The sequence below is a fragment of the Psychrobacter sp. UBA2514 genome, from assembly GCF_002341255.1.
GTDB classification, from domain to species: domain Bacteria; phylum Pseudomonadota; class Gammaproteobacteria; order Pseudomonadales; family Moraxellaceae; genus Psychrobacter; species Psychrobacter pacificensis.
Genome location: NZ_DDNS01000006.1, coordinates 53,521 through 78,694, shown reverse-complemented (window position 1 = coordinate 78,694; position 25,174 = coordinate 53,521). Strand labels below are relative to the sequence as shown.

General features: G+C 43.1%; 24 protein-coding genes. 19 read left to right on the top strand and 5 right to left on the bottom strand.

What is annotated here, in order from left to right:
* Nucleotides 1-219: 219 nt before the first annotated feature.
* The 3 genes from B3V51_RS01835 to B3V51_RS01825 form a co-directional block, all read right to left on the bottom strand.
* The gene (locus B3V51_RS01835; protein WP_071002796.1) at nt 220-1,035 is read right to left on the bottom strand and encodes a metal ABC transporter permease; all 816 of its coding nucleotides are present in this window, start codon (nt 1,033-1,035) and stop codon (nt 220-222) included.
* A gap of 125 nt (nt 1,036-1,160) precedes the next feature.
* A complete protein-coding gene (locus B3V51_RS01830; RefSeq protein ID WP_083328917.1) occupies nt 1,161-1,958 on the bottom strand; it encodes a metal ABC transporter ATP-binding protein in 798 nt (265 codons plus the stop codon).
* A 91-nt stretch (nt 1,959-2,049) separates the two neighbouring features.
* Complete coding sequence (locus B3V51_RS01825; RefSeq protein ID WP_058023499.1) at nt 2,050-2,628, bottom strand: Fur family transcriptional regulator; 579 nt, start codon at nt 2,626-2,628, stop codon at nt 2,050-2,052.
* Between the two features lie 199 nt (nt 2,629-2,827).
* On the opposite strand from B3V51_RS01825, the gene B3V51_RS01820 reads away from it, so the two are divergent.
* The 13 genes from B3V51_RS01820 (at nt 2,828) to B3V51_RS01760 (ending at nt 15,831) form a co-directional block, all read left to right on the top strand.
* Nucleotides 2,828-3,709 (top strand): metal ABC transporter solute-binding protein, Zn/Mn family, encoded by an 882-nt coding sequence (locus B3V51_RS01820; RefSeq protein ID WP_071002797.1) that lies wholly within the window; start codon nt 2,828-2,830, stop codon nt 3,707-3,709.
* 286 nt (nt 3,710-3,995) lie between these two features.
* A complete protein-coding gene (locus tag B3V51_RS01815; protein ID WP_071002798.1) occupies nt 3,996-4,394 on the top strand; it encodes an ATP synthase subunit I in 399 nt (132 codons plus the stop codon).
* 682 nt (nt 4,395-5,076) lie between these two features.
* A complete protein-coding gene (gene atpB / locus B3V51_RS01810) occupies nt 5,077-5,943 on the top strand; it encodes a F0F1 ATP synthase subunit A (RefSeq protein WP_058023502.1) in 867 nt (288 codons plus the stop codon).
* 33 nt (nt 5,944-5,976) lie between these two features.
* Nucleotides 5,977-6,225 carry a F0F1 ATP synthase subunit C gene (atpE, locus tag B3V51_RS01805; RefSeq protein ID WP_010197960.1) on the top strand — a complete coding sequence of 83 codons (249 nt, stop codon included), beginning with the start codon at nt 5,977-5,979 and terminating at the stop codon, nt 6,223-6,225.
* Nucleotides 6,226-6,342: 117 nt separating this feature from the next.
* A complete protein-coding gene (locus B3V51_RS01800; RefSeq protein ID WP_071002799.1) occupies nt 6,343-6,813 on the top strand; it encodes a F0F1 ATP synthase subunit B in 471 nt (156 codons plus the stop codon).
* Between the two features lie 13 nt (nt 6,814-6,826).
* The gene (locus tag B3V51_RS01795) at nt 6,827-7,450 is read left to right on the top strand and encodes a F0F1 ATP synthase subunit delta (RefSeq protein ID WP_093070149.1); all 624 of its coding nucleotides are present in this window, start codon (nt 6,827-6,829) and stop codon (nt 7,448-7,450) included.
* A gap of 93 nt (nt 7,451-7,543) precedes the next feature.
* The gene (gene atpA / locus B3V51_RS01790) at nt 7,544-9,088 is read left to right on the top strand and encodes a F0F1 ATP synthase subunit alpha (protein WP_071002801.1); all 1,545 of its coding nucleotides are present in this window, start codon (nt 7,544-7,546) and stop codon (nt 9,086-9,088) included.
* Nucleotides 9,089-9,297: 209 nt separating this feature from the next.
* Complete coding sequence (gene atpG / locus B3V51_RS01785; RefSeq protein WP_058023506.1) at nt 9,298-10,179, top strand: F0F1 ATP synthase subunit gamma; 882 nt, start codon at nt 9,298-9,300, stop codon at nt 10,177-10,179.
* A gap of 38 nt (nt 10,180-10,217) precedes the next feature.
* Complete coding sequence (gene atpD, locus B3V51_RS01780) at nt 10,218-11,651, top strand: F0F1 ATP synthase subunit beta (RefSeq protein ID WP_071002803.1); 1,434 nt, start codon at nt 10,218-10,220, stop codon at nt 11,649-11,651.
* 115 nt (nt 11,652-11,766) lie between these two features.
* Nucleotides 11,767-12,183, top strand: a complete 417-nt coding sequence (locus B3V51_RS01775; protein ID WP_093070152.1) for a F0F1 ATP synthase subunit epsilon — start codon at nt 11,767-11,769, stop codon at nt 12,181-12,183.
* A 609-nt stretch (nt 12,184-12,792) separates the two neighbouring features.
* Nucleotides 12,793-13,509, top strand: a complete 717-nt coding sequence (locus B3V51_RS01770) for a response regulator (protein ID WP_071002805.1) — start codon at nt 12,793-12,795, stop codon at nt 13,507-13,509.
* A gap of 322 nt (nt 13,510-13,831) precedes the next feature.
* Nucleotides 13,832-15,520, top strand: coding sequence for an ATP-binding protein (locus tag B3V51_RS01765; RefSeq protein WP_212564091.1), 1,689 nt, complete (start codon nt 13,832-13,834; stop codon nt 15,518-15,520).
* A gap of 131 nt (nt 15,521-15,651) precedes the next feature.
* Nucleotides 15,652-15,831, top strand: a complete 180-nt coding sequence (locus B3V51_RS01760) for a hypothetical protein (protein WP_058023511.1) — start codon at nt 15,652-15,654, stop codon at nt 15,829-15,831.
* A 33-nt stretch (nt 15,832-15,864) separates the two neighbouring features.
* Here the strand turns inward: B3V51_RS01760 and B3V51_RS01755 are convergent, their stop codons facing one another.
* On the bottom strand, nt 15,865-17,349 hold the full coding sequence (locus B3V51_RS01755; RefSeq protein ID WP_093070157.1) for an ATP-binding protein: 1,485 nt from the start codon (nt 17,347-17,349) through the stop codon (nt 15,865-15,867).
* A 437-nt stretch (nt 17,350-17,786) separates the two neighbouring features.
* On the opposite strand from B3V51_RS01755, the gene rpsP reads away from it, so the two are divergent.
* The 4 genes from rpsP (at nt 17,787) to rplS (ending at nt 20,250) form a co-directional block, all read left to right on the top strand.
* Nucleotides 17,787-18,056 carry a 30S ribosomal protein S16 gene (gene rpsP, locus B3V51_RS01750; protein ID WP_021812802.1) on the top strand — a complete coding sequence of 90 codons (270 nt, stop codon included), beginning with the start codon at nt 17,787-17,789 and terminating at the stop codon, nt 18,054-18,056.
* A 165-nt stretch (nt 18,057-18,221) separates the two neighbouring features.
* A complete protein-coding gene (gene rimM / locus B3V51_RS01745) occupies nt 18,222-18,755 on the top strand; it encodes a ribosome maturation factor RimM (RefSeq protein WP_058023513.1) in 534 nt (177 codons plus the stop codon).
* Between the two features lie 105 nt (nt 18,756-18,860).
* Nucleotides 18,861-19,625 carry a tRNA (guanosine(37)-N1)-methyltransferase TrmD gene (trmD, locus tag B3V51_RS01740; protein ID WP_286707859.1) on the top strand — a complete coding sequence of 255 codons (765 nt, stop codon included), beginning with the start codon at nt 18,861-18,863 and terminating at the stop codon, nt 19,623-19,625.
* Between the two features lie 205 nt (nt 19,626-19,830).
* On the top strand, nt 19,831-20,250 hold the full coding sequence (gene rplS, locus B3V51_RS01735; protein ID WP_075106449.1) for a 50S ribosomal protein L19: 420 nt from the start codon (nt 19,831-19,833) through the stop codon (nt 20,248-20,250).
* Between the two features lie 275 nt (nt 20,251-20,525).
* On the opposite strand, the gene B3V51_RS01730 is transcribed toward rplS, so the two are convergent.
* Nucleotides 20,526-21,086, bottom strand: a complete 561-nt coding sequence (locus tag B3V51_RS01730; protein ID WP_286707858.1) for a DUF4442 domain-containing protein — start codon at nt 21,084-21,086, stop codon at nt 20,526-20,528.
* 501 nt (nt 21,087-21,587) lie between these two features.
* Here B3V51_RS01730 and B3V51_RS01725 point away from each other — a divergent pair.
* Together B3V51_RS01725 and uvrC are read left to right on the top strand one after the other, a co-directional pair.
* Nucleotides 21,588-23,114: a DUF3360 family protein gene (locus B3V51_RS01725; RefSeq protein ID WP_075106447.1), complete on the top strand. Its 1,527-nt coding sequence runs from the start codon at nt 21,588-21,590 to the stop codon at nt 23,112-23,114.
* 152 nt (nt 23,115-23,266) lie between these two features.
* Nucleotides 23,267-25,111, top strand: coding sequence for an excinuclease ABC subunit UvrC (gene uvrC / locus B3V51_RS01720; protein WP_286707857.1), 1,845 nt, complete (start codon nt 23,267-23,269; stop codon nt 25,109-25,111).
* Nucleotides 25,112-25,174: the final 63 nt, after the last annotated feature.

Sequence of the window (25,174 nt, the reverse complement as noted above, 5' to 3'; positions counted from 1 at the left end):
TCTGGAACAATTTTAGCGATCAGCAGTGCCTATTTGTGAATGTTCAACACGCCCTAATCTATTATTAACACTAATTAATGACGAGTCATATAGTGAATCGGTACAAATAATGGCAAAGCAAGTTTATAACATAAAGCCAATGAAAGCTCTAGTGATATCAATGAAATAAAGTTGACTAAAGCAGATGTATAATGCTGCTATAGCCTATATATCAGCACGCTAGCGCGCTGACCGAAATTTTATTTTGGCTAGCTTCGAAATCATTAGCGCGATAAAAAACAATATCGCTAATATCAATACGATAGAGAGTCCAGTCTGGATATCTAGCCAGATACTTCCCCACACGCCAAGCGTCACGCCGAGCTGCGCAATGATAAACGCTGTGATCACCATTTGTTTTGGTGATGAAGACCATAAGCGTGCCGTTAGTGCAGGTAATACCAATAAACCACTGATCAATAAGCTTCCAACAGCTTGTAGCGCAATCGCACAGAACCCTGCAAGAACACCCATAAAAAATAGTCGCTGGCGGGTCGGGTTAATGCCTTGAATGCGAGCTAATGCTTCATGAGTTGCAAGTTTTATTTGAGCGGGCCAAATATACAATAGTAGCCCCAACCCAGCCAGTACACTACCAGCGAGTAGTGGCAAATCCGCCCAGTCCAGTTCAAGTAAATTGCCAAATAAAAACCCCAAGACATTGGCTTGTTGATTGGTCAGCTGCGTTAAAGTCAATAGCCCCAAACACAACAGCGTGACGGCTACCACCGCAAGCACGGCATCAGCTGGCAGACGGTCATCATCCATCAGTACCAGACACAGCACCACCGCTGCACTAACCAATGCCACACCTATACCCATGGGCAACTGCCACCAAGCAGCAAGTGCGACTCCAAGCAAGGTACCATGTGCTAAAGCATCGGCAAAGAATGCCATGCGTCGCCACAAGACTAAGCATCCTAAAGGCGCTGATAGTAGGGCTAAAATACTGCCAGCGATCCAAGCAGGTGCAATAATGGCTAACCAAGCGGTCATAAGAAGTGTCCGTAAAATTTTTATAAGAAAAGTTAGTGCTGTCTATCGGTCTGGTAACGCTGGCTTTAACGAATTTGATGTTAGCTATTTTCGATTTAGTTCATCATTGTTTTTGGTCATTATCGTTATAGCTCGCTTGGTGCATGATGCTCGCAAGCATGTGGCTGATGCACATATGGCTGCTCATAATGATGACCAAATAGCTTTTGAAACTCAGAGCTCATAGCAAGCTCGCTTGGTTGTCCTTCACAGCAAATGTGCTTGTTGAGACAAATGACACGGCGACTGCCTTTCATTACCCAGTGCAGATCATGTGATACTACCAGCATCGCACAGCGCAAAAACTCCGGCAACTCATCGATAAATTGATATAACCAAACCTCGGTATCAGGATCGAGACCCTGCATCGGTTCATCTAGAATAAGTAAATTGGGCTTATCTAATAGCGCCCTTGCCAGTAGCACTCGCTGCGTCTCACCACCTGATAATTGCAGCATTTGTCGTGACAATAAATGCGTTAGTGATAAATTATCAAAGATAAACTGTCGCTGCTCAGCGGTAAGGCGTCTCTTATCTGCTTGTCCCAACAAATCGCAGACGCGCAGCGGCAATATGGGTGGCACAGCGAATCGCTGCGGTACATAGCCAAACTGTAGCTGTTGATGAGCTGTGATACTGCCTTTTGTGGATTCGATCAGACCCAAAATAAGCTTGACCAACGTTGACTTACCCGCACCATTAGGTCCGATAATACTGACGGTCTCATTGATTGCAATATCGATATCAATATGTGAGAGCAAACGTTGGTGGCCGATATGGTAGCTGACGTCGTTCAAGCTCAGCAGTTTGCCAGCTTCATTCGTGGTACTACTATTCACAATAGCAGTAGTCGACTGGTTAGAGGGTGAGGTAGACAGGCTCATAGGATAACAACGAATAGGTAAATGGATAATACAAATAAACAATCAAGGACAGCGACGTACTTTTCAGGCAACCAAAGAGCCTCAATAAATCTTACTGGCAAACTTGGCAACGACCACTCAGCTCAATAACACTACGCTCAACCGTAAAACCGACATCTTGTTCAGCGAAACTCATCATTTCTTGTACTGGTAAGCTGCTACATTCTTGAACTCGCTGGCACTGATCGCAGATTAAAAAGGCAGCTGTGTGCTGTGCTCTGGGATGGCAGCAAGGAACATAAGCATTGATAGACGTTAATTGATGAATCAACCCTTCACTTAGTAAAAACTCTAAGCTGCGGTAAACCGTCGGCGGCGCAACATTTTTTGGCGCTCGCTTTTTGGTTGATGGTTTTTCTACAGATTGCTTTGATAAGCCAGATGCTTTTAGCGTATCACTATCATCCATCTCAAAGAGGCGCATTTGCTGCAATTGCGTGATTAAGTCATAAGCACCAACAGGTTGATCAGACTCTAAAACCAGCTGATATATTTGCTGGCGCAAAGGGGTAAAACGTGCCCCACTTAGACGACAGTGCTCTTTTGCTGCTGCTAAGCGTTCAATAACGTCATGCGGAGTCAAATCTTGCACATCATGTAAATGTTCGCAATTCGATGAGGTAGTAGACATAGTACAGGCTCCCAAAATAGCATGGTAATCGCATGACGTTTTTTATGATAGCGTTTTCTATTGTTATAGTATAACATAATAAACGTGAAATCGAATCAGTTGTCTCACATCGCTTATATATATTGATCATTTTTTATCCAATGATGCGGCACGACACTGTGACTCATAACTTTGTTACTCATTGATTAAAGAGCTTACCATGAACTCTGCTTTTACTTATTTACGACGCTCAATCATTACGTTACAGCGCTTACTGATTACAGGATTGGTAGTCTTAGGCTCTTTTACATTAAGCGCGCACGCAGCAACGGTCAGTGTCAGCAATCATCCCATGTTTTTACTCAGTCAAGCCGTAACGGAAGGCACACCTTCTGCTAACCAAATTTTACAAGCTGGCGATGTGGGGCATCATGGCAGTATTAGTCCAAGTGATAAGAAAGCCATTCAAGACAGTAAATTTGTGGTTTGGTTTGGTCCCTCATTAGAAAACAGCCTGACTGGCAGTTTAGAGATGGCACCTAATGCCATTGACTTATTTGCTTTTGATGCTTTTACTCGGCATCCTCTTCGTGATATTCAAGGAAAGCCTATTGCGGGCACGTTTGATCCACATATCTGGCTCGATCCTGAAAATGCAAAGGCCATTACTCGTGCCTTAGCTGTTATTCATAGCCATGCCAATCCAGAGTATAAAAGTACCTACCAAGCCAACGCCAAAAAATTTGCACAGCGTATGGACAATGCTGTAGCGAAAATACAGCAATCCACACAAAAACAGCGTCCTTATTGGGCCTATCACGATGCCTATCAATATATTGAAAATGCCACAAAAATAAAGCTGGCAGGTAGCTTAAGCCCAGACCATCACCTTGCTCCAAAAGCAAGTCAATTGCGCTGGCTTAATGATAATCGTCCAACCAAACAAATGTGCTTAGTCAATCAGAGCACCGCTAGCAAAGGATTGCTTGTCAAATTGCAGCCTATCAATACCACTGTCCAAATCGAAGACATGAGCGATAGCGAAGACTTTGTAGAAGGATGGACAGAAATGGCTCAGCAAATCCACCAATGTATATCCTAGAATAGGAATCTATTCGTTAGGGTTGTTCTATAAGCTAAAGTTTTAAAAAGAGTGAGACAGCTGTTTTTCAAGTATCTGGTACGGCTACGTAACATAGCAATACTAGTGGGTTGCGTTAGGTGACTGATAAAAGTCATATTTTACTTGCTTAATAGTGGCTGTCTCCTTATAATAAGTGGCGTTTTATTTTGGTTTAAAGATAATGCCTGTAGAGTAAGTCATTTACGGATAAAAGTGATGTAAGTATGCTATATTATCCCAATGCTGAAAGGCTATAGGAATATCGATGACCAAGCCTGCCAAACGCACGCAAAAAGATAAAATAGGCATCTATATCAAACGGCAAGCATGGATATTGTTTATCCTTATCATTATTGCTTGGATTATAGATACGATTTGGTTACGTAGTGAGCTTACTGTAGCAAAAAGCGCCGCCATTGGTGCGCTGCTCAGTTTTACGACTCAAGTTGTTTTTGCTTTTTTTATCTTTTGGTACACTGGATATCGCGCGCGCCAACATATCGTTAGCCAGCTATATCGAGGTCAGATGGCTAAATGGCTATTGACTGTGTTTGGTTTCGCACTAATTTTTATTACCGTACAACCCCTATCGGCACCTGCGCTATTTATCGGTTTTATGGTAATGCAAATTAGTCACAGTTGGATGTTGTGGCATATACGCTAGCGCTAATAAATGATCACTACATAGATAATTTATTCATAGTAATGGCAAGTCACCCTGCCGTCCAACTTCTCTATGACTAGTTCAAAAAGTCAAAGTACAAAACTGTCCCATGACAGCACCATTGATTATAAAAATCGAAGTATGAGCCTTTATATGAGGCGTAGTATGCAACGACACAATGATAGGGTAGAGTCAATTTAGCTACTAATATCATTGATGATTAAATTTTTACAGTTTAGTTATGGACGACTAACTATATTAGTAGCCGTTATTGTCAGCTAACTTATTCATACATTGGATAATAAAATCATAATTGACTTTACACGAATACTACGCTGCATTAATATAGACAGCTAAATATTTTGTTTATAAGCGCTGCACTAAGCGCCGGTCGTAAAAAACGGCCAGTAGACAAGCACATATATAATAATTTTGCGTATACATGCAAGGGCTATTACTGAGTTATCATAAGCCCTTTTTTGATAGCTAAAATTTATGTCAAGTTATCAAATATAGCATTAGTAATAGAACTATGGGTTGGATGTTGTTGGTTACATGGGTGCTTTTAGTATGATTTATTTGTTTGCTTAATTGCAGGGCAAATAGAAATAACAAACCCCATCAGATGACAACCATATTTTTGGTAGTTGATTAAATCGTTGATTAATAAGAAGCTTACATTATGGCATCCGAGCAAACATCATCAGAATATATCTCTCACCACTTAACGAATTGGACGTACGGTTATCTGCCGGGCGAAGGTTGGAAAGTCGCTCATACTGCTGAAGAAGCAGCGCAAATGGGCTTTAACGCTATCCATCTTGATTCTATGCTCTGGTCAGTGGGTCTGGGTATTTTATTTTGTACCATCTTTTGGATGGTTGCCAAAAAGGTTACTTCAGGCGTACCAAGTAAAACTCAAGCAGCGGTTGAGATGATCGTTGAGTTTGTTGATAACAACGTTCGTGATTCTTATAGTGGTACATCAAAATTGATCGCGCCATTGGCGTTGACTATTTTTGTTTGGATCTTCTTGATGAACTTGATGGATTTGATCCCTGTTGATTTTATTCCAGGTTTAGCTGGCCAAGTTGGCGCTGCTATGGGTCATGATCCCCATCATGTTTTCTTTAAGATTGTTCCAACGACTGATCCTAACATCACGCTTGGCATGTCGTTCTCTGTCTTTGCACTGATTATCTTTTATAGCATTAAAGAAAAAGGGTTGGGCGGCTTTATCGGTGAGTTAACACTGCATCCATTTAGTGCCAAAAACCCAATCGTACAAGCGATTTTGATCCCGATCAACTTCATCCTAGAAGCAGTTACCTTAATAGCAAAACCTGTATCACTCGGTTTGCGTCTGTTTGGTAACATGTATGCTGGGGAATTGATTTTCATACTGATTGCTCTAATGCCGTTTTGGATTCAATGGGCGTTATCGGTACCGTGGGCTATCTTCCACATCTTAGTTATTACACTTCAAGCGTTCGTATTCATGATGCTGACGATAGTTTATATGTCGCTTGCATCATCAACTGAACATTAATTAGACATTCAATAGGTAAATGAGGATACATCAATGGATCCAGTATTAGGTGGTTACACAGTTATCGCAGTAGCACTACTTATCGGTCTTGGCGCACTTGGCACAGGTATTGGTTTTGCTATTCTAGGTGGTAAATTCTTAGAAGGCGTTGCTCGTCAACCAGAGCTTGGCTCACAGTTGCAAACTCGTATGTTCATCGTAGCAGGTCTTTTGGATGCTATTCCGATGATCGGTGTTGGTATTGCTATGCTATTGTTGTTCGCTAACCCTCTAGCAGGTTAATCCGAAAGCTCAGTTGTACATGTTTGGTGCTCAAGGGTTTTCTATTAAATATAGTCAAGATTTGACTACCAAACATGATCAATGAAACTGGTTTTTCATTAACAAAGAGGTGATCACGTGAATATCAATTTTACCCTCGTCGGTCAAGCCATTGCTTTTGCAATATTTGTGGTTTTTTGCATGAAATTCGTGTGGCCACCACTTATCGGTGCCATCAATGAGCGTCAGCGCAAAATCTCTGAAGGTTTGAATGCCGCAGAAAAAGCAAAAGCAGATTTGGCAACCGCGGAGCAAAATGTCCAGCAGGAACTTGATCTTGCAAAGACCAAGGCTGCCGCTCTAATCGAGCAAGCAAACAAGAGTGCCAATCAGCTCATCGAAGATGCAAAATCGCAAGCCCAAGCGGAAAGCGAGCGCATTCGTCAACAAGCGCAAGCGTCTATCGACCAAGAAATCAATCAAGCGCGTGAATCATTACGTGCCCAAGTTGCTGAACTGGCTGTACTTGGTGCAGAGAAGATTTTGCAAGACAAAGTCGATGTGCAAAAACATGCCAGTATGTTAGACCAACTGGCGGCGAAGCTGTAATTGTGAGGATATAATGGCTGACTTATCAACCTTAGCACGACCGTACGCTAAAGCCGCGTTTGACTATGCCAATGAAAACGGCGCTGTAAACGAGTGGGAAGATTTCTTACTTGTCGCTAGCACTGTTGTCAATGACAAGTCGTTCAGTACTTGGCTAGACAATCCAGCTGTTTCTGCTGAGCATAAGTCAGCTGCTTTGGTCGATCTTTATGGCTCACAAGTAGCCGGTGATAGCGACTCTGCTTTTAAACAGCTACTGGGCGAGAGCAAAGGTTCTCGCTACGGTAACAGTATTAGCTACCCTAAAGTATCACCCCAGCTCAATAATTTTGTTAAGCAGTTGGCGCAACAAGAGCGTCTGGCGCTGCTTCCTGAAGTTTATGAGCATTATCGCCGTCACAAGGCAATAAGCTTAAAGCAGCTTGACGCATATGTGACTTCTGCCTACCCATTGACCCATGAACAGCGTCAAATGCTGCAAACGCGTCTTGCTACATCACTAAATGCAAGCATAGTCATTCATGAATCAGTGGATCCAAGCTTATTGGCAGGCGCTACAATCAAAGTCGGTGACAAAATCATTGATGATTCGATGCGCGGCAAGTTACAACAGTTAAAAACACAGCTAACTGCCTAATGCCATTTATCGACGCAGTCATATAATGTCTGCGTGACAGTAAGAGCATTTGAGTCAGTGGGCGGGTTATCATAAATTAAAGGAAACAAGGCAATGCAACAATTGAATCCAGCGGAAATCAGTAACCTGATTAAGCAGCGTATTCAAGACCTTGATGCGGGTGCAACTGCAAAGAATGAAGGCACGATTGTCAAAGTATCTGACGGTATCGTGCAGATTCATGGTCTTGAAGATGCCATGTACGGCGAAATGATTGAGTTTGAAGGTGAAGTCTACGGAATGGCGCTTAACTTAGAGCGTGATTCTGTTGGTGCAGTAGTACTAGGTGACTTCCTAAAATTACAAGAAGGTCAAAAAGCCTATTGTACTGGTCGCATTCTTGAAGTACCCGTAGGTCCTGAGCTGCTAGGCCGTGTTGTTGACGCTTTGGGTAATCCTATTGATGGCAAAGGTCCTATCGATGCCAAGATGACTGACAAAGTTGAAAAGATCGCCCCTGGTGTTATCGATCGTCAGTCAGTAGATCAGCCAGTGATGACTGGTTATAAAGCCGTAGATACTATGATCCCAATCGGTCGTGGTCAGCGTGAGCTTATCATTGGTGACCGTCAGACTGGTAAAACAGCAATGGCTATCGATGCGATCATCGCACAGAAAGCTTCAGGCATTAAGTGTATATACGTGGCTATCGGTCAGAAACGTTCGACCATCGCTAACGTGGTACGTAAGCTTGAGCAAACTGGCGCACTAGAATACACCACTGTTGTGGTAGCTTCAGCGTCGGAGCCTGCAGCACTACAGTATATCGCGCCTTACTCAGGTTGTACGATGGGCGAATACTTCCGTGACCGCGGTGAAGATGCACTGATTGTATTCGATGATTTATCAAAGCAAGCCGTTGCTTATCGTCAGATTTCACTATTGCTACGTCGTCCGCCAGGTCGTGAAGCCTATCCTGGTGATGTATTCTATTTACACTCACGTTTACTTGAGCGTGCATCACGCGTAAACGCGGATTACGTAGAAAAGTTCACTAACGGTGAAGTGAAAGGTAAAACTGGTTCTTTAACCGCACTACCAATCATCGAAACACAAGCTGGTGACGTATCTGCATTCGTACCAACCAACGTCATTTCGATCACTGATGGTCAGATCTTCCTAGAGTCTAGCTTATTCGCCTCAGGTATCCGTCCAGCAGTCAACGCTGGTATCTCGGTATCGCGTGTTGGTGGTTCTGCTCAGACTAAGATCATCAAAAAGCTCTCTGGTGGTATTCGTACCGCACTGGCTCAGTATCGTGAATTGGCAGCATTTGCTCAGTTTGCCTCAGATCTTGATGACGCCACTCGCGAACAGCTTGATCATGGTGAGCGTGTGACTGAATTGATGAAGCAAAAGCAGTATCAGCCAATGTCAATCTCTGAGCAAGCAGCGGTTATCTATGCATCAAACGAAGGCTTTTTAGCTGACGTACCAGTCGAGAAGATTGGTTCTTTTGAGGAAGCCTACTTGCGTTATATGCATGATGAACAAAGTGAATTGATGCGTGAGATTGATGACACTGCGAACTACAATGATGATATCGCAGGTCGTTTAAAGTCAGCGTTAGAGACCTTTAAACAAAATCACAGTTATTAATTTAACGGGTTAAGCCGAAGTGGTTATGACTGTCGTTAGAAAAGTGGCGCGTTGTCTGACTAGATATTGGCGCCACTGTCTTAACCATGACCGGTATTAGATCGCGTAATGCCACAAGATATAAAATGTTATTCTATAAAAGTGATGTTGTATATCAAATGATTGTTGCATGCGCCAATGCTTTTTAACCCTCTTATATTGGAATCATTATGGCAAGCTTAAAAGAGATACGTGCCAAAGTCACCAGTATTAAAAGCACCCAGAAAATCACTCGTGCCATGCAAATGGTAGCAGCGAGTAAGATGCGCCGTGCTCAAGAGCGCATGGAAGTGGGTCGCCCGTATGCTGATAGTATGCGCCGGGTTATTTCACATTTGGTGCATGCCTCATCAGACTACAAACATCCGTATATGGTATCGCGTCCAGTCAATAAGGTTGGCTATATTGTCATCACCTCTGACCGTGGCCTAGCGGGTGGTTTGAATATTAACTTATTCAAAGCTTTAACTAAAAGTATCCAAGATTATCAAGATCAGTCAGTACAAGCTGAGTTTGCAGTCATCGGTGCCAAAGGTGTCAGCTTCTTCAAAAACTTTGGTGGTAATGTTACATCGGCTGTGACCGATTATGGTGACAAACCAACGTTTGAGCAATTAAATGCACCGGTTCAAGCCATGCTTGAGGACTACAGTAACGGTAAACTTGACCGTATCTATGTGGTCTATAACCGATTCGTCAATGCGATGACTCAGAAGCCAACTGTTAATCAGTTGGTACCTCTACCAGAGCAGTCATTTGGTGATGAAGACAGTGGTCTACAGACAGAACTTAGCTGGGATTATATCTACGAGCCTGACATCAAGACGTTGATTGATGAATTGCTTGGTCGCTATATCGAGTCGATTGTTTATCAAGCGGTAATGGAAAACATTGCCTCTGAGCAGTCGTCACGTATGGTCGCGATGAAAGCGGCAACAGATAATGCTGGTGACCTTATTAACGATTTACAGTTGGTTTATAACAAGCTGCGTCAAGCGGCGATTACCCGAGAAATCTCGGAAATCGTTGGCGGTGCTGCTGCTGTTTCATAATTGACTACACCTATATATAGAAGTTCAAGGAGAACGCAATGAGTAGCGGTCGTATTGTACAGATTATTGGCGCGGTTCTTGACGTTGAGTTCAACCGTAATGAAGTTCCTCAAATTTTTGATGCCTTGCAAGTAGATGGTACCGAAACCACCCTAGAAGTACAGCAACAGCTAGGTGATGGTATCGTACGTACTATTGCAATGGGTTCAACCGAAGGTTTAAAGCGTAACCTACCTGTTACTAATACTGGTGCACCGATTTCTGTGCCTGTAGGTACTGGTACGCTAGGTCGCATCATGGATGTTCTTGGTCGTCCTATCGATGAAGAAGGTCCTGTTACTGCTGATGATAAATGGTCTATCCACCGTGAAGCACCAAGTTATGCTGAGCAATCAAACAGCACTGAGCTACTAGAGACGGGTATTAAAGTTATTGATCTACTTTGCCCGTTTGCTAAAGGTGGTAAAGTTGGTCTGTTCGGTGGTGCTGGTGTTGGTAAGACCGTTAACATGATGGAGCTGATCAACAACATCGCTCTAAAACATGAAGGTTTATCAGTATTTGCTGGTGTTGGTGAGCGTACTCGTGAGGGTAACGATTTCTATCACGAAATGCAGGAAGCTGGCGTTGTAAACACTGAAGACTTTAGTAAGTCTAAAGTAGCAATGGTATATGGCCAGATGAATGAGCCACCAGGTAACCGTTTACGCGTTGCACTGTCTGGTTTGACCATGGCTGAGTACTTCCGTGATACCAAAGATCCTGTTACTGGCAAAGGTCGTGACGTACTGTTGTTTGTTGATAACATCTACCGCTATACACTAGCGGGTACAGAAGTATCGGCACTACTTGGCCGTATGCCATCAGCGGTTGGTTATCAGCCAACACTCGCTGAAGAGATGGGCTTACTGCAAGAACGTATTACGTCAACGCAGTCAGGTTCGATTACTTCAGTTCAAGCCGTTTACGTACCTGCAGATGATTTGACCGATCCATCACCTGCTACAACGTTTGCTCACTTGGATGCAACAGTCGTACTAAGCCGTGATATCGCATCACAGGGTATCTATCCTGCGGTTGATCCATTAGATTCGACGTCGCGTCAGCTAGATCCACAAGTTATCGGTGAAGAGCATTACAACGTTGCTCGTGGTGTTCAGGAAGTATTGCAGCGTTATAAAGAGCTTAAAGACATCATTGCTATCTTGGGTATGGATGAGCTATCAGAAGAAGATAAATTGGTTGTTTATCGCGCTCGTAAGATTCAGCGCTTCTTGTCTCAGCCATTCCACGTCGCTGAAGTCTTTACGGGTGCACCTGGTAAATACGTACCACTACGCGATACCATTGCTAGCTTTAAAGCAATCATCTCAGGTGAGTATGATGACCTGCCAGAACAAGCATTCTACATGGCTGGTAGCATCGATGAAGTTGTTGCTAAAGCTGAAAAAATGAAGTCTTCTGCAGCGTAAGTTGTATGAGCATGAGTTAATGAGTAGGTATAATGTAAATTTTATATCTACTCTTTAGTAACGCATCGCAGTGTTTACTGTTTTTTGATTGCGCTTTGATGGTAAGGAGTTAAGTATGGCAACGTTACAATGTCGCGTCGTAAGTGCTCGTGAAGAGTTGTATTCAGGCGAAATTAGCATGTTAATAGCTACTGGTACCGAAGGCGAGATTGGTGTATTGCCAGGTCACACACCGCTGATTACTTTGCTAAAACCGGGTGCAATGCGAGTGCAAAAAGCAAACGGCGAAGAAGAAATCATTTATGTTTCAGGTGGTGTACTAGAAGTACAACCAAAAATGGCAACTGTATTGGCTGATACCGCTATGCGTGCGCACAATCTTGACGAAAGCAAAATCGTTGAAGCACGCAAAAAAGCAGAGCAAATGCTGGTCAATCAGTCTGATACACTACAAACCAATGCAGCTTTAGCGTCGCTTGCAGAATCAGTCGGACAATTACAAACTATTCGCAAGTATAAAAACCGCGCGTAAAGCAGAGTTTTGGTTAGATATTTTTAGCTTGGATTCTCAAGCAACAATAAGACAGTCCTTTATGGACTGTTTTTTTGTGCCTATGGATTTTTTATTGTCAGTCTTTTTTAAGCTAAATTCACTAAATTCAAATAGATGAATCCATCATTCATGTCTTCTTTAAAATATAGCCACTCATCCATTGTCACATAAAATAATATGAGAATTTGTCCAAAAGTGACTGGCGACAATCGTAATATGTCGTTATATTAGACAATGAAACATTGTAAATAGGGAGTGATGATTGAGCGCATGTAAGCTTAATGTATCACTCATTTTGACAATTTATATGTATTTAGGCAGTGATTGGCAAATCAGAATAAAACGATTAGCCAGTAGAGGATAAATCACTTTATTCTTGGACGTAAACTAAAGTTTTATTCGGTATAGTTTATAGGTTTTGTTAACGACTATCAGCTATAGTATAGCAAGCGATAGGTTTAATAGTATACTGTGCTGCTAAGTTTGTAACAGCTATACGAACATCGATTGTGCCACTTTATGGTGCTATTAATTTTTACCGCTCTTACTTTTACTGCTTTTAATTTAGATGTATTAGAGGATATAACAATGACAACGACTGAAGAAGACAACACCCCCCGAATCTTGATTGTTGAAGATGATGAGCGTCTGGCCATGTTGACTCAAGATTACTTGGTCAAAAATGGTTTAGAAGTAGCAATTGAAACTGATGGTAACCGCGCTATTCGCCGTATCGTCAATGAGCAACCAGACATGGTCGTACTTGATGTTATGCTTCCTGGTAGCGATGGTCTGACCGTATGCCGTGAAGTGCGTCCGCATTATCAAAATCCAATTCTGATGTTGACTGCCCGTACTGAAGACATGGATCAAGTACTCGGCCTTGAGATGGGTGCTGATGATTATGTTGCCAAACCCGCCCAGCCGCGCGTACTATTAGCTCGTATTCGTGCGTTATTGCGCCGCTCAGAAAATGCACCATCAGAAGATGTGCCACAGCGTCTAGAGTTTGGTGAGTTGGTCATCGATAACGGTGGTCGTTCAGTCACGCTTAGTGATGAGCTGGTAGATTTTACTAGCGCCGAATATGATTTATTATGGTTACTTGCATCGAATGCTGGTCGCATTTTATCGCGTGAAGATATCTTTGAGCGCCTGCGCGGTATTGAATATGATGGTCAAGATCGCTCTATTGACGTACGTATCTCGCGTATCCGTCCAAAAATCGGTGATGATCCAGAGAACCCAAAACGTATCAAAACAGTACGTAGTAAAGGCTACCTGTTCGTGAAAGAAGGTAACTAGGTCGAACTGATTCATATAGTCATGAAATATTGAGAATCACTTCACAAAAAAACCAGCCATTATGCTGGTTTTTTTGTGGCTAAATTTTAATTTTTAAACTTAAATGCGGTGTTATGTGGTTTAATTAAGCAATTATTATAGACGCTGATTAAATACATAAACTATTTGCACGTTTTTTATGGAACATAATGGTATATGAACTTGAGTATATTATTTGGCGTTTAATCATTCTATTCTACAGAGCTTGATATTAGTAATATAGCAGTGCTCATAGGCTATAAGATATCAGCAGTTTTTATTTATTAAGTTGGTCACGGCACGTATGTCATTAGTCTCTTCTTTAAAACACAGTATTTTTGTTCGTATCTATGCTGGACTACTCATAGTCTGTTTGTGCGTAGCATTGTTTGCGCAGTTATTGATGGGTACTATCAATAAGGAGCGTGTACAGTCCTACCGTGAAAACATGGCAATGGGGGCTTTTCATTTGGTGAGCGAAGGTATTTCTCACCAAAACACTGCAGAAGAGCGTGAATACTGGTTGTCTGATGCAAGTAGTTTGTTCGGGGCAAATTTTAAAATCATACCTATTGATGACATAGATTTTACCGCAAGCGAGCTGAGACGTTTTGAAAATGACAATACCGTTGTGCGTTATGTCGAACAGCCTGTGTATGCAGATGTTTATTATCGCTTGCCGGATAATGAGAATGTCCTAACAGCACGGATATCGGAGGTTACGGAGCAACAAGTCAGAGCAATTGCGGTCTTTTTATTGGACGATTTGTCTTATGAAGTCACCTTGTCTGATAAACGTGCACGCTTGGCCGAACTTGAGGAGAAATTTTCTTTTCCTCTGGCATTTGTGCCTGTTAACACGCTCGATTTAGATTCAGATCAAATGTCACGCCTACGCCGCGATGAAGTGGTCATCTCATTACAAGACCCTAATAGTAGTACCAGTAGCTCGGCCATCAAGATAGTGGTTCCGTCTGAAATCAATGATATGGCAGTCTTGATAGGCCCTGTACCCTTATTTAACTGGTTTCCACTTAATTTGATTATTAGTATGATCCTGATTAGTATGTTTTTAATCAGTTTGGGTGTTTATGCGCTCATTTTCCCACTTGAGCGCAAGCTACAGCTGATTCAAGTTGGTGTTAATGAGGTGAGTAAAGGCAACCTTGATATTCAAGTACAAGTCATTGGTCAAGATGAGATCGCACGTCTATCAGCCACCTTTAACGCAATGACGTCACATATAAAGCGTTTGATTGAGTCGCAACGAGAGCTCACGCGAGCCGTATCACATGAGCTTCGTACGCCAGTTGCTCGTATTCGATTTGCGGTAGATATGCTGGCTGATACTGATGACGAAGATTCACGCTTTATGCAGCGTGACTATATCGATGAAGATATCGAATCACTGAATGGCTTGATTGATGAGATTTTAACTTATGCCAAGCTCGAAGAGGGCTCGCCAAAATTAGATTTAGAACCAGTAAATCTCAGAGAGCTGCTACAGCAGATTGAGCGTGAGACCAATGCACTAGGTAAGCCGATTAAAATAGTGACCAACTTGCCAAATGCGAAAGTAACCGCGATTGCTGATCGACGCTATCTGCACCGTGTGATTCAGAATCTTGCAGGTAATGCTTTACGTTATGCTGAAACTACTATTATCGTGAGTGCTGGTGTTAAGAAGGGCAATGCTTTCGTTAGCGTCGAAGACGACGGTCATGGTATTCCTGAGGCTGATCGTGAAAAAGTATTTATACCGTTTTCGCGCTTGGATGATAGCCGTACACGAGCATCAGGCGGCTACGGCCTAGGTCTGTCTATTGTATCGCGCATTGCCTTTTGGTTTAATGGTAGTATGAAAGTAGATGAGAGCCGAGAACTTGGCGGCGCAAGATTCGTAATGACATGGCCTATCAAACCATTGACACAAGTTTTGGCTGCTGATGAATTGACGCAAGAAAAAAGCGAACGCGATTTTGATACTAAATAACAATGCTGAACAATGATGACAAGTAAAAAGTTGTCATCATTAAACGAACCTGATTACCAATATTTTGATAATCAGGTGTCATGCTTGCAGCAGCTTATTCTAGGATAGTTTGACAATACAGGAGGCAAAGGATGCCATATTTATTTGGTGGCTTGGTGCTATTGAATGCGATTACGCTGGGTTACTACTTGTTTCTAAAGCAGCCATCAACAACCCAAACGCTAAAGACAGCCAAAGAAGAAATTACTCAGCCATTAGCATTTACTAATAGTGCTGAATATATTCCGCCTATCATTGGTAGCAAAGATTAATTTATCCACGCAGGGTTTGTCTGAGCTATAGTGTTAAGAGTTGTCTGCATTCGATGTAATACTATCGACTGTAGATGTGTCATCGACTGCATCAGCAGCCAAAGTATTGTCTCCAGCAACTTTAGAGAGTAGAGGTATACGCACACATACTTGCAACCCACCATCGGGATGATTGATGGCCTCAACTGTGCCATGATGTAATCGTGCAATGCGGTCTACAATGGCTAGTCCTAGACCGCTACCTTGGGTAGTACGTGCGGTCTCCCCACGCTCAAATGGCTGCATGATACGCTCCAATTGATCCTCTGCCACACCGTCACCGCAGTCACGCACACAAATCATCAGTTGCTCTTGTGCTTCTTTATTGACAACGTTCTCACTGACGACATCGCTATCTTCTTCTTCAACCGTTTCTATAAATGTTGGTATCACCGTGGCTGATAGATAAATCGGCGGTTTGCCATAACGATTGGCGTTATTGATCAGGTTGATGATGAGACGCTTGATGGATAAGGGGCGTACAGGAATGACCTTGTGACACTCTGATTGATAAACGAACTTCATGGGTGCGAACTGCACCATGATCTCATTAAATATCGTGTCCAAATTGGTCAAGCTAACTGGCTCATCGGAGCCGTCTTTCATAAATGAGATGAACTGCTCTAAAATCGCATCCATATCCTCAATGTCGTAAATTAGCCCTTCACGAAAAAAATCATCTGGTAGCATCTCAGCAGTCAAACGCATACGAGTCAATGGCGTACGCAAGTCATGTGAGATACCAGCGAGCATGATGGTTCGCTCTTTTTGGGCTTGATTTAATGTTGTAAATAGACGGTTGAAAGCCATGTTTACTTGACGTATCTCGGTAGGGCCTTTTTGCGTTGGCAGTGTGGTCGCATGACCCAGACGAATATAGTTAGTCGCTGCACGTTGTAGATAACGTAAAGGGCGGTTCAATTGCCTAGCTAACAAAATAATCGTTAGCAGCGATAAGATAGGCAAACCAATCAAAAACAATATGAGCAATGTTGGGCTGTACTGCGAGTAATAAACCACTGGCTCACGAATCCAGAAACTGTCATCGCGGCTGTCTTGTACCCAAAGCTGCGGTGTTGGTTTGAACTTGAAATAAACTTCGACAGGTCGACCCAGCTGTGCACCAATCTCATACTGCAGCACATCAGTAAAGAAGCTCACAAATGCTTTGTCAGCCACCTCTGGAAAGTCACTGGGGTTGTTCACCACCACGACATGAGAATGTTGATACACCCATTGGCGGATATCAGGACGATATTGCCAGTCTTCGTTTACGCTATTGATTAATCGCAGCTCACTTGTCAAATAACGCGCATGGTTTTTGAGTTCTGGCAGATAAAGACTGCGCCAAAAGAATAAAATCGACAAACTCACACTTATGAGAACAATAAAAGCGACCATCAAGGTTGTCAGCCAAGTATTGGAATAAGAACGTGGCAGCCAACCTTTGCGACGGGGCTTTGAGTTTGGAGTAATCATATAAATCCAGCAGATTAAGAAAATGTCTGATTAAATTTGGTTTTGAGTTAAGCCGCAATTGTATTTTGGAGAAAGAGCAGGTTATTTCTAAACATGGCGGCTGAGAGTAGGGTGTGCCAGTCTATTTCAACACACCATAGAATAGCATAATCGATGAATCTTACTGTGACGCTATTCATTTAAGCAGTTTGTTATGTGCCTCTCCAATATTTTAATAATACCAAATCTAAAGCGCGGTATATTTTAGTAACTGATTAAAATAGAGAGTCCTTAATAATTGTATAAAACGTACGGTTATGCTCGATTATGTTTTACATAGACGGGTATTTAAGCTATTGTTAATAAATAATTAAATAAGCACAGTTTATGTTTTCAATAAATCAAGACTGTGATATAATTATGCCCTTTTTGGTATACCTGCGAAAGAGAGAATTCACATGGTTGTTATTCGTTTAGCACGGGGCGGTGCCAAGAAACGCCCATTTTATCAAGTAGTTGTTGCTGATCAACGCCGCGCGCGTGACGGTCGCTACATTGAAAACATCGGCTTTTTTAACCCACTCGCTAAAGAGTCTGAAGAAGCAGTACGCCTAAACATGGAAGCGTACAATGCGTGGATCGCAAAAGGTGCACAACCTTCAGATCGCGTTGCTTCATTAGCAAAAGCTTACAACAAGTCTGCAGCACAAACTGAAGCAACTGCTTAAGTTTCCGTTGTTATTGAGTCGCTCGTAGTCTTATTACAAGCTGATTCAGTAGACTTTAGAACACATAGCGTAACTGGTCTGACCAGGGTGCGCCATTAACTGTTTATCGCTTTTGACACAATTGTTTTTGCAATTGTTGTTGTAATCATTGTTAGGTTAGCTGCTATGTCATCCACTCCAAACGCTAGTGATCTCATGAAAATTGGTCAACTCAAGAAGCCCTATGGCATCAAAGGTTGGCTTTGGGTATTTAGCGATACGGATGATCGTACAGCAATATTCGACATGAAGCCGTGGTGGATGAAAACTGCTACTGGCATGAAACCTTTGACTGTGAAAGCTTGGCGTGAGCAAGGCACAGGACTTGTGGCTCAATTTGAGCAGATTCCTGATCGCAATGTTGCTGAGACCATGAACGGTGTGACCGTTTGGGTCGAACAAAATGTCTTGCCGGAAACAGCTGAAGACGAATATTATTGGTCGGATTTGGTCGGTATGCGCGTGATGAACGAGCAGAACGAGTATTTAGGCAATATCACTGAAATGTTTGAAACTGGTGCCCATGACATCATGCGCGTGGCAGCCAATTCAGACAGTTTGGATAATGAAGAGCGCCTAATTCCATGGCATAAGCAAACGGTGATAGAAGTCGATACGACTGAAAAAACCGTACTTGTGGCATGGCCAAGTGATTATTAATATTGCCTCTGGTGATATCGCTTCTGGCTTTTTAGTCAGAATTTATTATCAGAATTTATTAATAGTCACACCGATTGTTTTAGCCTCAATGTAAGTAGACATCAGATGTATTTTGCCGTCATTAGTATTTTTCCTGAGATGTTTGCCACGATTCGTGAGTTTGGAATCACGGGACGGGCAGTGACTCAGGAGCAAGTTACGATTGAATGCATTAATCCACGTGATTATACCACTGATAACTATCGCCGTATTGATGAGCGCCCTTATGGTGGCGGTCCTGGGATGGTGATGATGGCTGAGCCATTGTCAAAAGCCATTGAGGATGCACGCTTGCGTGCCAAGGAATACGGTTGCCGTGTCGATAGTGAGCATTGTCCGGTGATTTATATGTCACCGCAAGGGCAAACGCTTAGTGAGAGTAGTGTCGTCGGTATGACTTATTATGATGGCATGATTTTATTATGCGGTCGTTATGAAGGCATCGACGAGCGCCTACTGTCACAATATGTCGATATGGAAGTATCATTAGGCGATTATGTGTTGACTGGTGGTGAGCTACCAGCAATGGTGCTGATGGATAGTGTGATACGTCGTTTGCCCGATATCATGGGGGATGACAAGTCAGCAGAGCAGGACTCGTTTGTCGATGGCTTGCTTGATTGTCCACACTATACCAAGCCGCATGAGTTTGCGGGTATGGCGGTTCCTGAAGTGTTACTGTCAGGACACCATGCCAATATCGCCAAGTGGCGTTTTGCTCAGCAAGTCAGTCGTACGCAAGCGCGTCGTCCAGATTTGTGGCAAGCGTTTACTCCGACGGTAGAGCAAGCGAAATGGCTTAAAGCACTAGCAAAAGCAGATAAAAAGTAGGTTGTTGATACCTGACTTTATCGTCATTAAGCTTGATAAACAGTTAAGAAACAGAATTTTGAGCAATAATAAAACGAGTCATCGCATAGTGGCCGTTGGTTATAACCCATTTATGTTGTATCTCACTATAAAGAGATACGATTAATTATTACAAACAGGTGATATGCGTAAAGCCTCTATTATCTAATGTGAGGAGATAACTCTCATGAGCAACAAGCATCCATTGGTTCAGGTCATCGAAAACGCTCAATTGATCGAGCGCCCAAACTTTGCACCCGGCGATACCGTTGTGGTACAAGTAAAAGTACGTGAAGGTGAGCGTGAGCGTTTACAGGCTTTTGAAGGCGTTGTAATTGCTAAGCGTAACCGTGGTCTAAACTCAGCGTTTACCGTACGTAAAATCTCAAGCGGCGTTGGTGTTGAGCGTGCATTCCAGCTGCACTCACCACTGATCGATAGCATTGAAGTGAAACGCCGCGGTGCTGTTCGCCGTGCGAAACTGTACTACTTACGTGAGCGTTCTGGTAAATCAGCACGTATCCGCGAAAAACTTGCGCCACGTCCAGCTCAGAAAAAGACTGACGCTGGTGTACCTGATGCCGTTGATACTGCACCTGGTATTTAAGCACAAGTTTGCCGTTTTGAGTTGATTGTATGGTTTTAGAATTGACTCAAAACAAGGTAATAGTAGATACAAGCCCTTATTCATAGGTTTATTTATAAATAAGCGGGCCATACCAAAAAAGACAAAACCCCAATCTATGCGAATGCTAGATTGGGGTTTTTGTATGTGCGCGCTTATCAATTTAAACTTGCTGAGTGGTTAACTGGATATTCACAGCTGATAGATACTATGCCTTGTCATTAGTCAAAAAGCCTTACCAGTAAAGTAGCCAAAAACTATTCAGTATGGGGTGTTTCAATTCGGCTGGCCTGCTCTTTAGATTTGCTGTATTTGCGTAGTCTGATATACAAGGTTTTGGTGACGGTAGCAATGAGCTTTTGCTGATCGTCTACGATATCGACTTTATATTCACGAAATACAGCTTCACCGTCTTTTGCCAACTCTTGAATGGTAATCACCTCAGCGCTAGGTATTTTCATTCGCGCGGTGACTTTACTGTTACCGGGCGCGATAAAATCAATATGTGAGCTTTTGTCCCAGACCACATAGTTGCTACCTAATTGATGCATCAGCATGAGCATATAGAAGGGATCTACCATGGAGTATAAACTACCACCGAATTGAGTACCGACGATATTTTTGTTGAGAGTGGTCAGTTCCATGCTGACCACGCACAATCCCTGATCGAGGCTGATGTGGTCGATTTTGATGCCTGCACCGATATAGGGCGCGTAAGTATTGAGTCGCAGCTTTAAAAGATGCGGGGTCAGTAGCGGCATGATACTTTGCTTGGCTCGACGCTTCAAAGTCTCAAAGTTGGTGGGACGTACACTCATAAATCTATCCTGTTGCTTTTATTGATTTTTCAGTGATATGGGTAGCGCTGTTTCTTAGTGCTTGCTATTAAACGATAAACGACAAAGACATTTATCATAGTTAAAAATGACTGCGCCCGCTAGTTTTAAAGCGTAACTAAGCATAGTCTTCATAGTTATCGCAAAGCAATATTTAATATAACTATCTTTAGTATTTAGTTATATGATAAAAAATGTTCAGATGTCAGTTATTCTTAAGAAAATTGGCCTTTAATTTAATTTTATGTCCAAATTAGCGCTGTCTATTCCCAATAGTTTCTTATTAAGTTTATTATTGTATCCAATGAAAACTTTAATTTATTTTTATAACGATATATGTAGTCTTGTTAATTCACCTTAAATTCGCATTTCCTTATGCCTTAACATACAATGGTTTTCCGCTTATCATGACCGATTGGTCATTTAGCTAACGCCAAACCAAAAAAGTATTCAATCAAAACCTAATCGACACAAGGAAATGTGATGAGTAACATTCAGGCCTCATCTTCAGGGTCTAATACGCCGCGACCAAACCCAGCCAATCAAGACAGCGAACTGCAAGGCAGTTATATAGATTTGCATAAGCCAAGCTCAAGCTTCGACAGTCGAGATGCCTATCTTAACCACGAATTGCAAATCATGCAGCCAAAACGCTGGCGTCCCAATTTACCATTTCGTGATTATCGTTTTGAGTATGAAGATACTATCCCAGCGATGGCAGCGACCATCGGTAAAGTGGTCATGGTGGGCGCTATTGCAGCAACCTTTGCAGGACCACTCGGCTTAGGTGATGCGTTTGTTTTAGAAAACGTTCGTTATGAGCTGTTGATTGTCTCGTTCTTTATTATCTTATTTTCTGGATTTCTGCTACCGACAGCCAACCTCGCTGGTACTCATGGGCCACTTATTCCATTGATTCCCATTGTCGTTGCTGCAGGTGGGCATCCAATGGCTTTTGGCCTACTCATTGGGGCTTTTGGCCTGCTGCTTGCTATTAGTAAAGGAGGAAGCTTACTGGCCAATTTAACCAGTAAAGGCGTATGCGGTGGCCTCTTAATTTACTTAGGGTTTATCGGTACGACGTCACAGGTTAAGAACCTTTTTGCTTGGGCAGAAGGGATTGGCATGTCGCACATTGCTTTCTTTATTATTCTAGCGACTATCCTGCTATATGCATTGCTTGAGCATTGGCAAAAACGCTGGCTTGCGGTTCCGCTCAGTTGCGTGTTAGGTGGCGGTCTTGCTTTTACACTAGGCGCACCTTTTGCGTTCAAAACGGCACCAGGTCTACCGCATATGAACCCAATGTATTGGTGGGGTGAGAATACAGGTTGGATGTTAGGGCTACCGACGATTGAAAGCTTCATTGTGGTATTGCCGTTTGCTATCTTGGCAGTTGCTATGTGGTCACCAGATTTCTTGGGTCATCAGGTATTCCAAAAAATCAGCTACCCTAAGCGTACTGAAAAAGTGCTCATGGACATCGATGACACGATGACCAGCGCTTCATTTCGTCAGGTAGTGGGCTCTGTGCTAGGCGGTGCCAACTTTGCGTCATCTTGGGGCACCTACATTGTCCCTGCGGCGATTGCTAGGCGTCCGATTCCTGCTGGTGCGCTATTGACGGCCTTGTTCTGTATTATCGCAGGTGTTTGGGGCTATCCAATGGATTTGGCCATCTGGCAACCCGTGATGTGTGTGGCATTGATCGTTGGGGTTTTCATCCCACTCTTAGAGGCTGGCATGGAGATGACGCGCGAAGGTAAAACCACGCAGTCTGCTGCTATTGTGGTGTTTGCTTCTGCCTTAGTGAACCCAGCCTTTGGTTGGTCACTCACGCTATTGCTTGATAATTTGGGCTTGATTGGCTCAAAAGAGCGCAGTGCTAATTTGACTAAAATGAGCCGATGGATCATACCAGGTATTATGTTTGTGGTACTGACTGGCGTGATGGCTATCGTCGGTATGTTGCCAGGTATTCCAGCATTAATGGCAAACTTCCGTCATTAGACCATTGATAATTAGCATATAACCGAACAAACGAAGCCAGCATAAAGCTGGCTTTTTTGTGCGTGCTATCGAAGCAATAATCAGCTTGCAAAACCACGATTCCTGCCCCATAACTAGCAGTATTACTAAGATTTTTAAGAGCAATACATTCTATGGTTACTGTCTCAGAATCGAGTCCTGTCGATGACAAAAAAGCCCGTCTTAAGCATCTGATCAAGAACTTGCCTAATTTGCCAGGGGTATATAAGATGCTGGGCAAAAACGGCGATATTTTATACGTTGGTAAAGCCAAGTCGCTAAAAAGCCGTGTGAATAGTTACTTTGCCAAAACGATTGATCATCCAAAAACGCGGGCACTGGTGGCACGGATTCATAATATTGAGACCATTATCACGCGTAGTGAGACCGAGGCGTTGTTGCTCGAGCAGAACTTAATTAAAGAGTATCGCCCGCCTTATAACGTCTTGCTACGTGATGATAAGTCGTATCTATACGTGTTTATCTCAGCGGATAAGCCTTATCCACGTTTGGCGTATGGACGCGGTAAAGGCAATCATCAAAAAGGTCGTTTCTTTGGCCCATTTCCCTCTGCCCATGCAGCAAAAGAAACGCTGGTGTTGATGCAAAAAATGTTTCAAATGCGCCAATGTACCAACACCTTTTTTAAGCAGCGCCAGCGCCCTTGTCTGGAGTATCAGATTAAGCGTTGCCGCGCGCCCTGCGTTGGACTGGTATCGCCGGAAGAGTATGCAGAAGATGTGAATAACACCATTCGCTTTTTGAAGGGTGACTCTAGTGATATTCATAGTACGCTGATCGAGAAAATGGAAGGCGCTGCCGAAACGTTAGATTTTGAAAAGGCGGTATTGTACCGTGATCAATTGTCGATGCTACGCGAAGTACAGGCAAGGCAAGCTGTCTATACGGTGCAAGGTGAGGCAGATGTGATTGCCATTGCCAGTCAGGCGGGCATGACTTGCGTCAACGTGCTGACCGTGCGCGGTGGTCGCGTGTTAGGCGGTAAAAACTATTTCCCTGATGTGGACAGTAGCGAGCCGCTAGCAGATAACCTATCAGATTTTATTACCTCGTTTTATTTTCAGGTGACGGACGATCTGCCAGCAGAGATTATATTGAGTCATGAGATTCCTGATCAGGTAGCGGTAAGCGAAGCACTAGCAACGCATTTTGGCAGCAAAGTAGTCATCAAAACCAATGTGCGTGAGCATCGCTCAGAGTGGCTAGATTTGGCAACACTCAATACCAGTAATGCGCTAAAGACTAAGCTTGGTGATTATTTAGAATTGCACGCACGCTTTGGCGCACTAAAAGACGTACTGGCTGAGGTGACTGATCGCACCATTGATCGCATTGAATGTTTTGATATCTCGCATACCATGGGCGAGGCGACCATTGGTAGCTGCGTCGTATTTGATCAAGGCGGTGCGCGCAGGCGTGATTACCGTCAATATGCCATTCATGATATCCAAGGCGGCGATGACTATGCAGCCATGAAGCAAGTGCTGACAAGGCGGTATAAAAAGCAGCCGTTGCCTGATTTGTTGCTTATCGATGGTGGTAAGGGTCAGCTGAGTATGGCGAAAGAAGTGCTGGTTGAATTGGGCATTCTTGGTGATACCTTGCTCATTGGTGTTGCCAAAGGGGAAGGGCGTAAGGCGGGACTTGAAGTCTTGCACTTTTTGGATCATGAGCCATTAGATTTGCCCATGGATAGCAAAGCATTACATTTACTGATGCATATTCGCGATGAGGCGCATCGTTTTGCGATCACCGCGCACCGCAAAAAACGCGATAAGCGCCGCTCCTCATCGGTACTTGAGGTCATTCCAGGTCTGGGTGAAAAGCGCCGCCGCGATTTACTCAATCACTTTGGTGGTATGCAGCAACTGCTTGGCGCGTCACAGCAAGAGTTGGCAGGTGTACAAGGGATTGGCCCTGTACTGGCAAAGACGGTTTATAAAGTATTACACGAGTAGATTTGTAACGCTAAAACGATAGTAAATAAAAAAGGGTCAGCTTTGATAAATATACATATCTGA

Bases quoted from the DNA above. Each gene is read 5' to 3' on its own strand.
- trmD (WP_286707859.1), top strand. From the start codon at position 18,861: ATGTATTTTGCCGTCATTAGTATTTTTCCTGAGATGTTTGCCACGATT.
- B3V51_RS01795 (WP_093070149.1), top strand. From the start codon at position 6,827: ATGGCTGACTTATCAACCTTAGCACGACCGTACGCTAAAGCCGCGTTT.
- B3V51_RS01770 (WP_071002805.1), top strand. From the start codon at position 12,793: ATGACAACGACTGAAGAAGACAACACCCCCCGAATCTTGATTGTTGAA.
- uvrC (WP_286707857.1), top strand. From the start codon at position 23,267: ATGGTTACTGTCTCAGAATCGAGTCCTGTCGATGACAAAAAAGCCCGT.
- atpA (WP_071002801.1), top strand. From the start codon at position 7,544: ATGCAACAATTGAATCCAGCGGAAATCAGTAACCTGATTAAGCAGCGT.
- B3V51_RS01815 (WP_071002798.1), top strand. From the start codon at position 3,996: ATGACCAAGCCTGCCAAACGCACGCAAAAAGATAAAATAGGCATCTAT.
- B3V51_RS01830 (WP_083328917.1), bottom strand. From the start codon at position 1,958: ATGAGCCTGTCTACCTCACCCTCTAACCAGTCGACTACTGCTATTGTG.
- B3V51_RS01760 (WP_058023511.1), top strand. From the start codon at position 15,652: ATGCCATATTTATTTGGTGGCTTGGTGCTATTGAATGCGATTACGCTG.
- B3V51_RS01765 (WP_212564091.1), top strand. From the start codon at position 13,832: ATGTCATTAGTCTCTTCTTTAAAACACAGTATTTTTGTTCGTATCTAT.
- B3V51_RS01820 (WP_071002797.1), top strand. From the start codon at position 2,828: ATGAACTCTGCTTTTACTTATTTACGACGCTCAATCATTACGTTACAG.
- B3V51_RS01825 (WP_058023499.1), bottom strand. From the start codon at position 2,628: ATGTCTACTACCTCATCGAATTGCGAACATTTACATGATGTGCAAGAT.
- B3V51_RS01835 (WP_071002796.1), bottom strand. From the start codon at position 1,035: ATGACCGCTTGGTTAGCCATTATTGCACCTGCTTGGATCGCTGGCAGT.
- B3V51_RS01775 (WP_093070152.1), top strand. From the start codon at position 11,767: ATGGCAACGTTACAATGTCGCGTCGTAAGTGCTCGTGAAGAGTTGTAT.
- rpsP (WP_021812802.1), top strand. From the start codon at position 17,787: ATGGTTGTTATTCGTTTAGCACGGGGCGGTGCCAAGAAACGCCCATTT.
- atpB (WP_058023502.1), top strand. From the start codon at position 5,077: ATGGCATCCGAGCAAACATCATCAGAATATATCTCTCACCACTTAACG.
- B3V51_RS01725 (WP_075106447.1), top strand. From the start codon at position 21,588: ATGAGTAACATTCAGGCCTCATCTTCAGGGTCTAATACGCCGCGACCA.
- atpD (WP_071002803.1), top strand. From the start codon at position 10,218: ATGAGTAGCGGTCGTATTGTACAGATTATTGGCGCGGTTCTTGACGTT.
- rplS (WP_075106449.1), top strand. From the start codon at position 19,831: ATGAGCAACAAGCATCCATTGGTTCAGGTCATCGAAAACGCTCAATTG.
- rimM (WP_058023513.1), top strand. From the start codon at position 18,222: ATGTCATCCACTCCAAACGCTAGTGATCTCATGAAAATTGGTCAACTC.
- atpG (WP_058023506.1), top strand. From the start codon at position 9,298: ATGGCAAGCTTAAAAGAGATACGTGCCAAAGTCACCAGTATTAAAAGC.
- B3V51_RS01755 (WP_093070157.1), bottom strand. From the start codon at position 17,349: ATGATTACTCCAAACTCAAAGCCCCGTCGCAAAGGTTGGCTGCCACGT.
- atpE (WP_010197960.1), top strand. From the start codon at position 5,977: ATGGATCCAGTATTAGGTGGTTACACAGTTATCGCAGTAGCACTACTT.
- B3V51_RS01730 (WP_286707858.1), bottom strand. From the start codon at position 21,086: ATGAGTGTACGTCCCACCAACTTTGAGACTTTGAAGCGTCGAGCCAAG.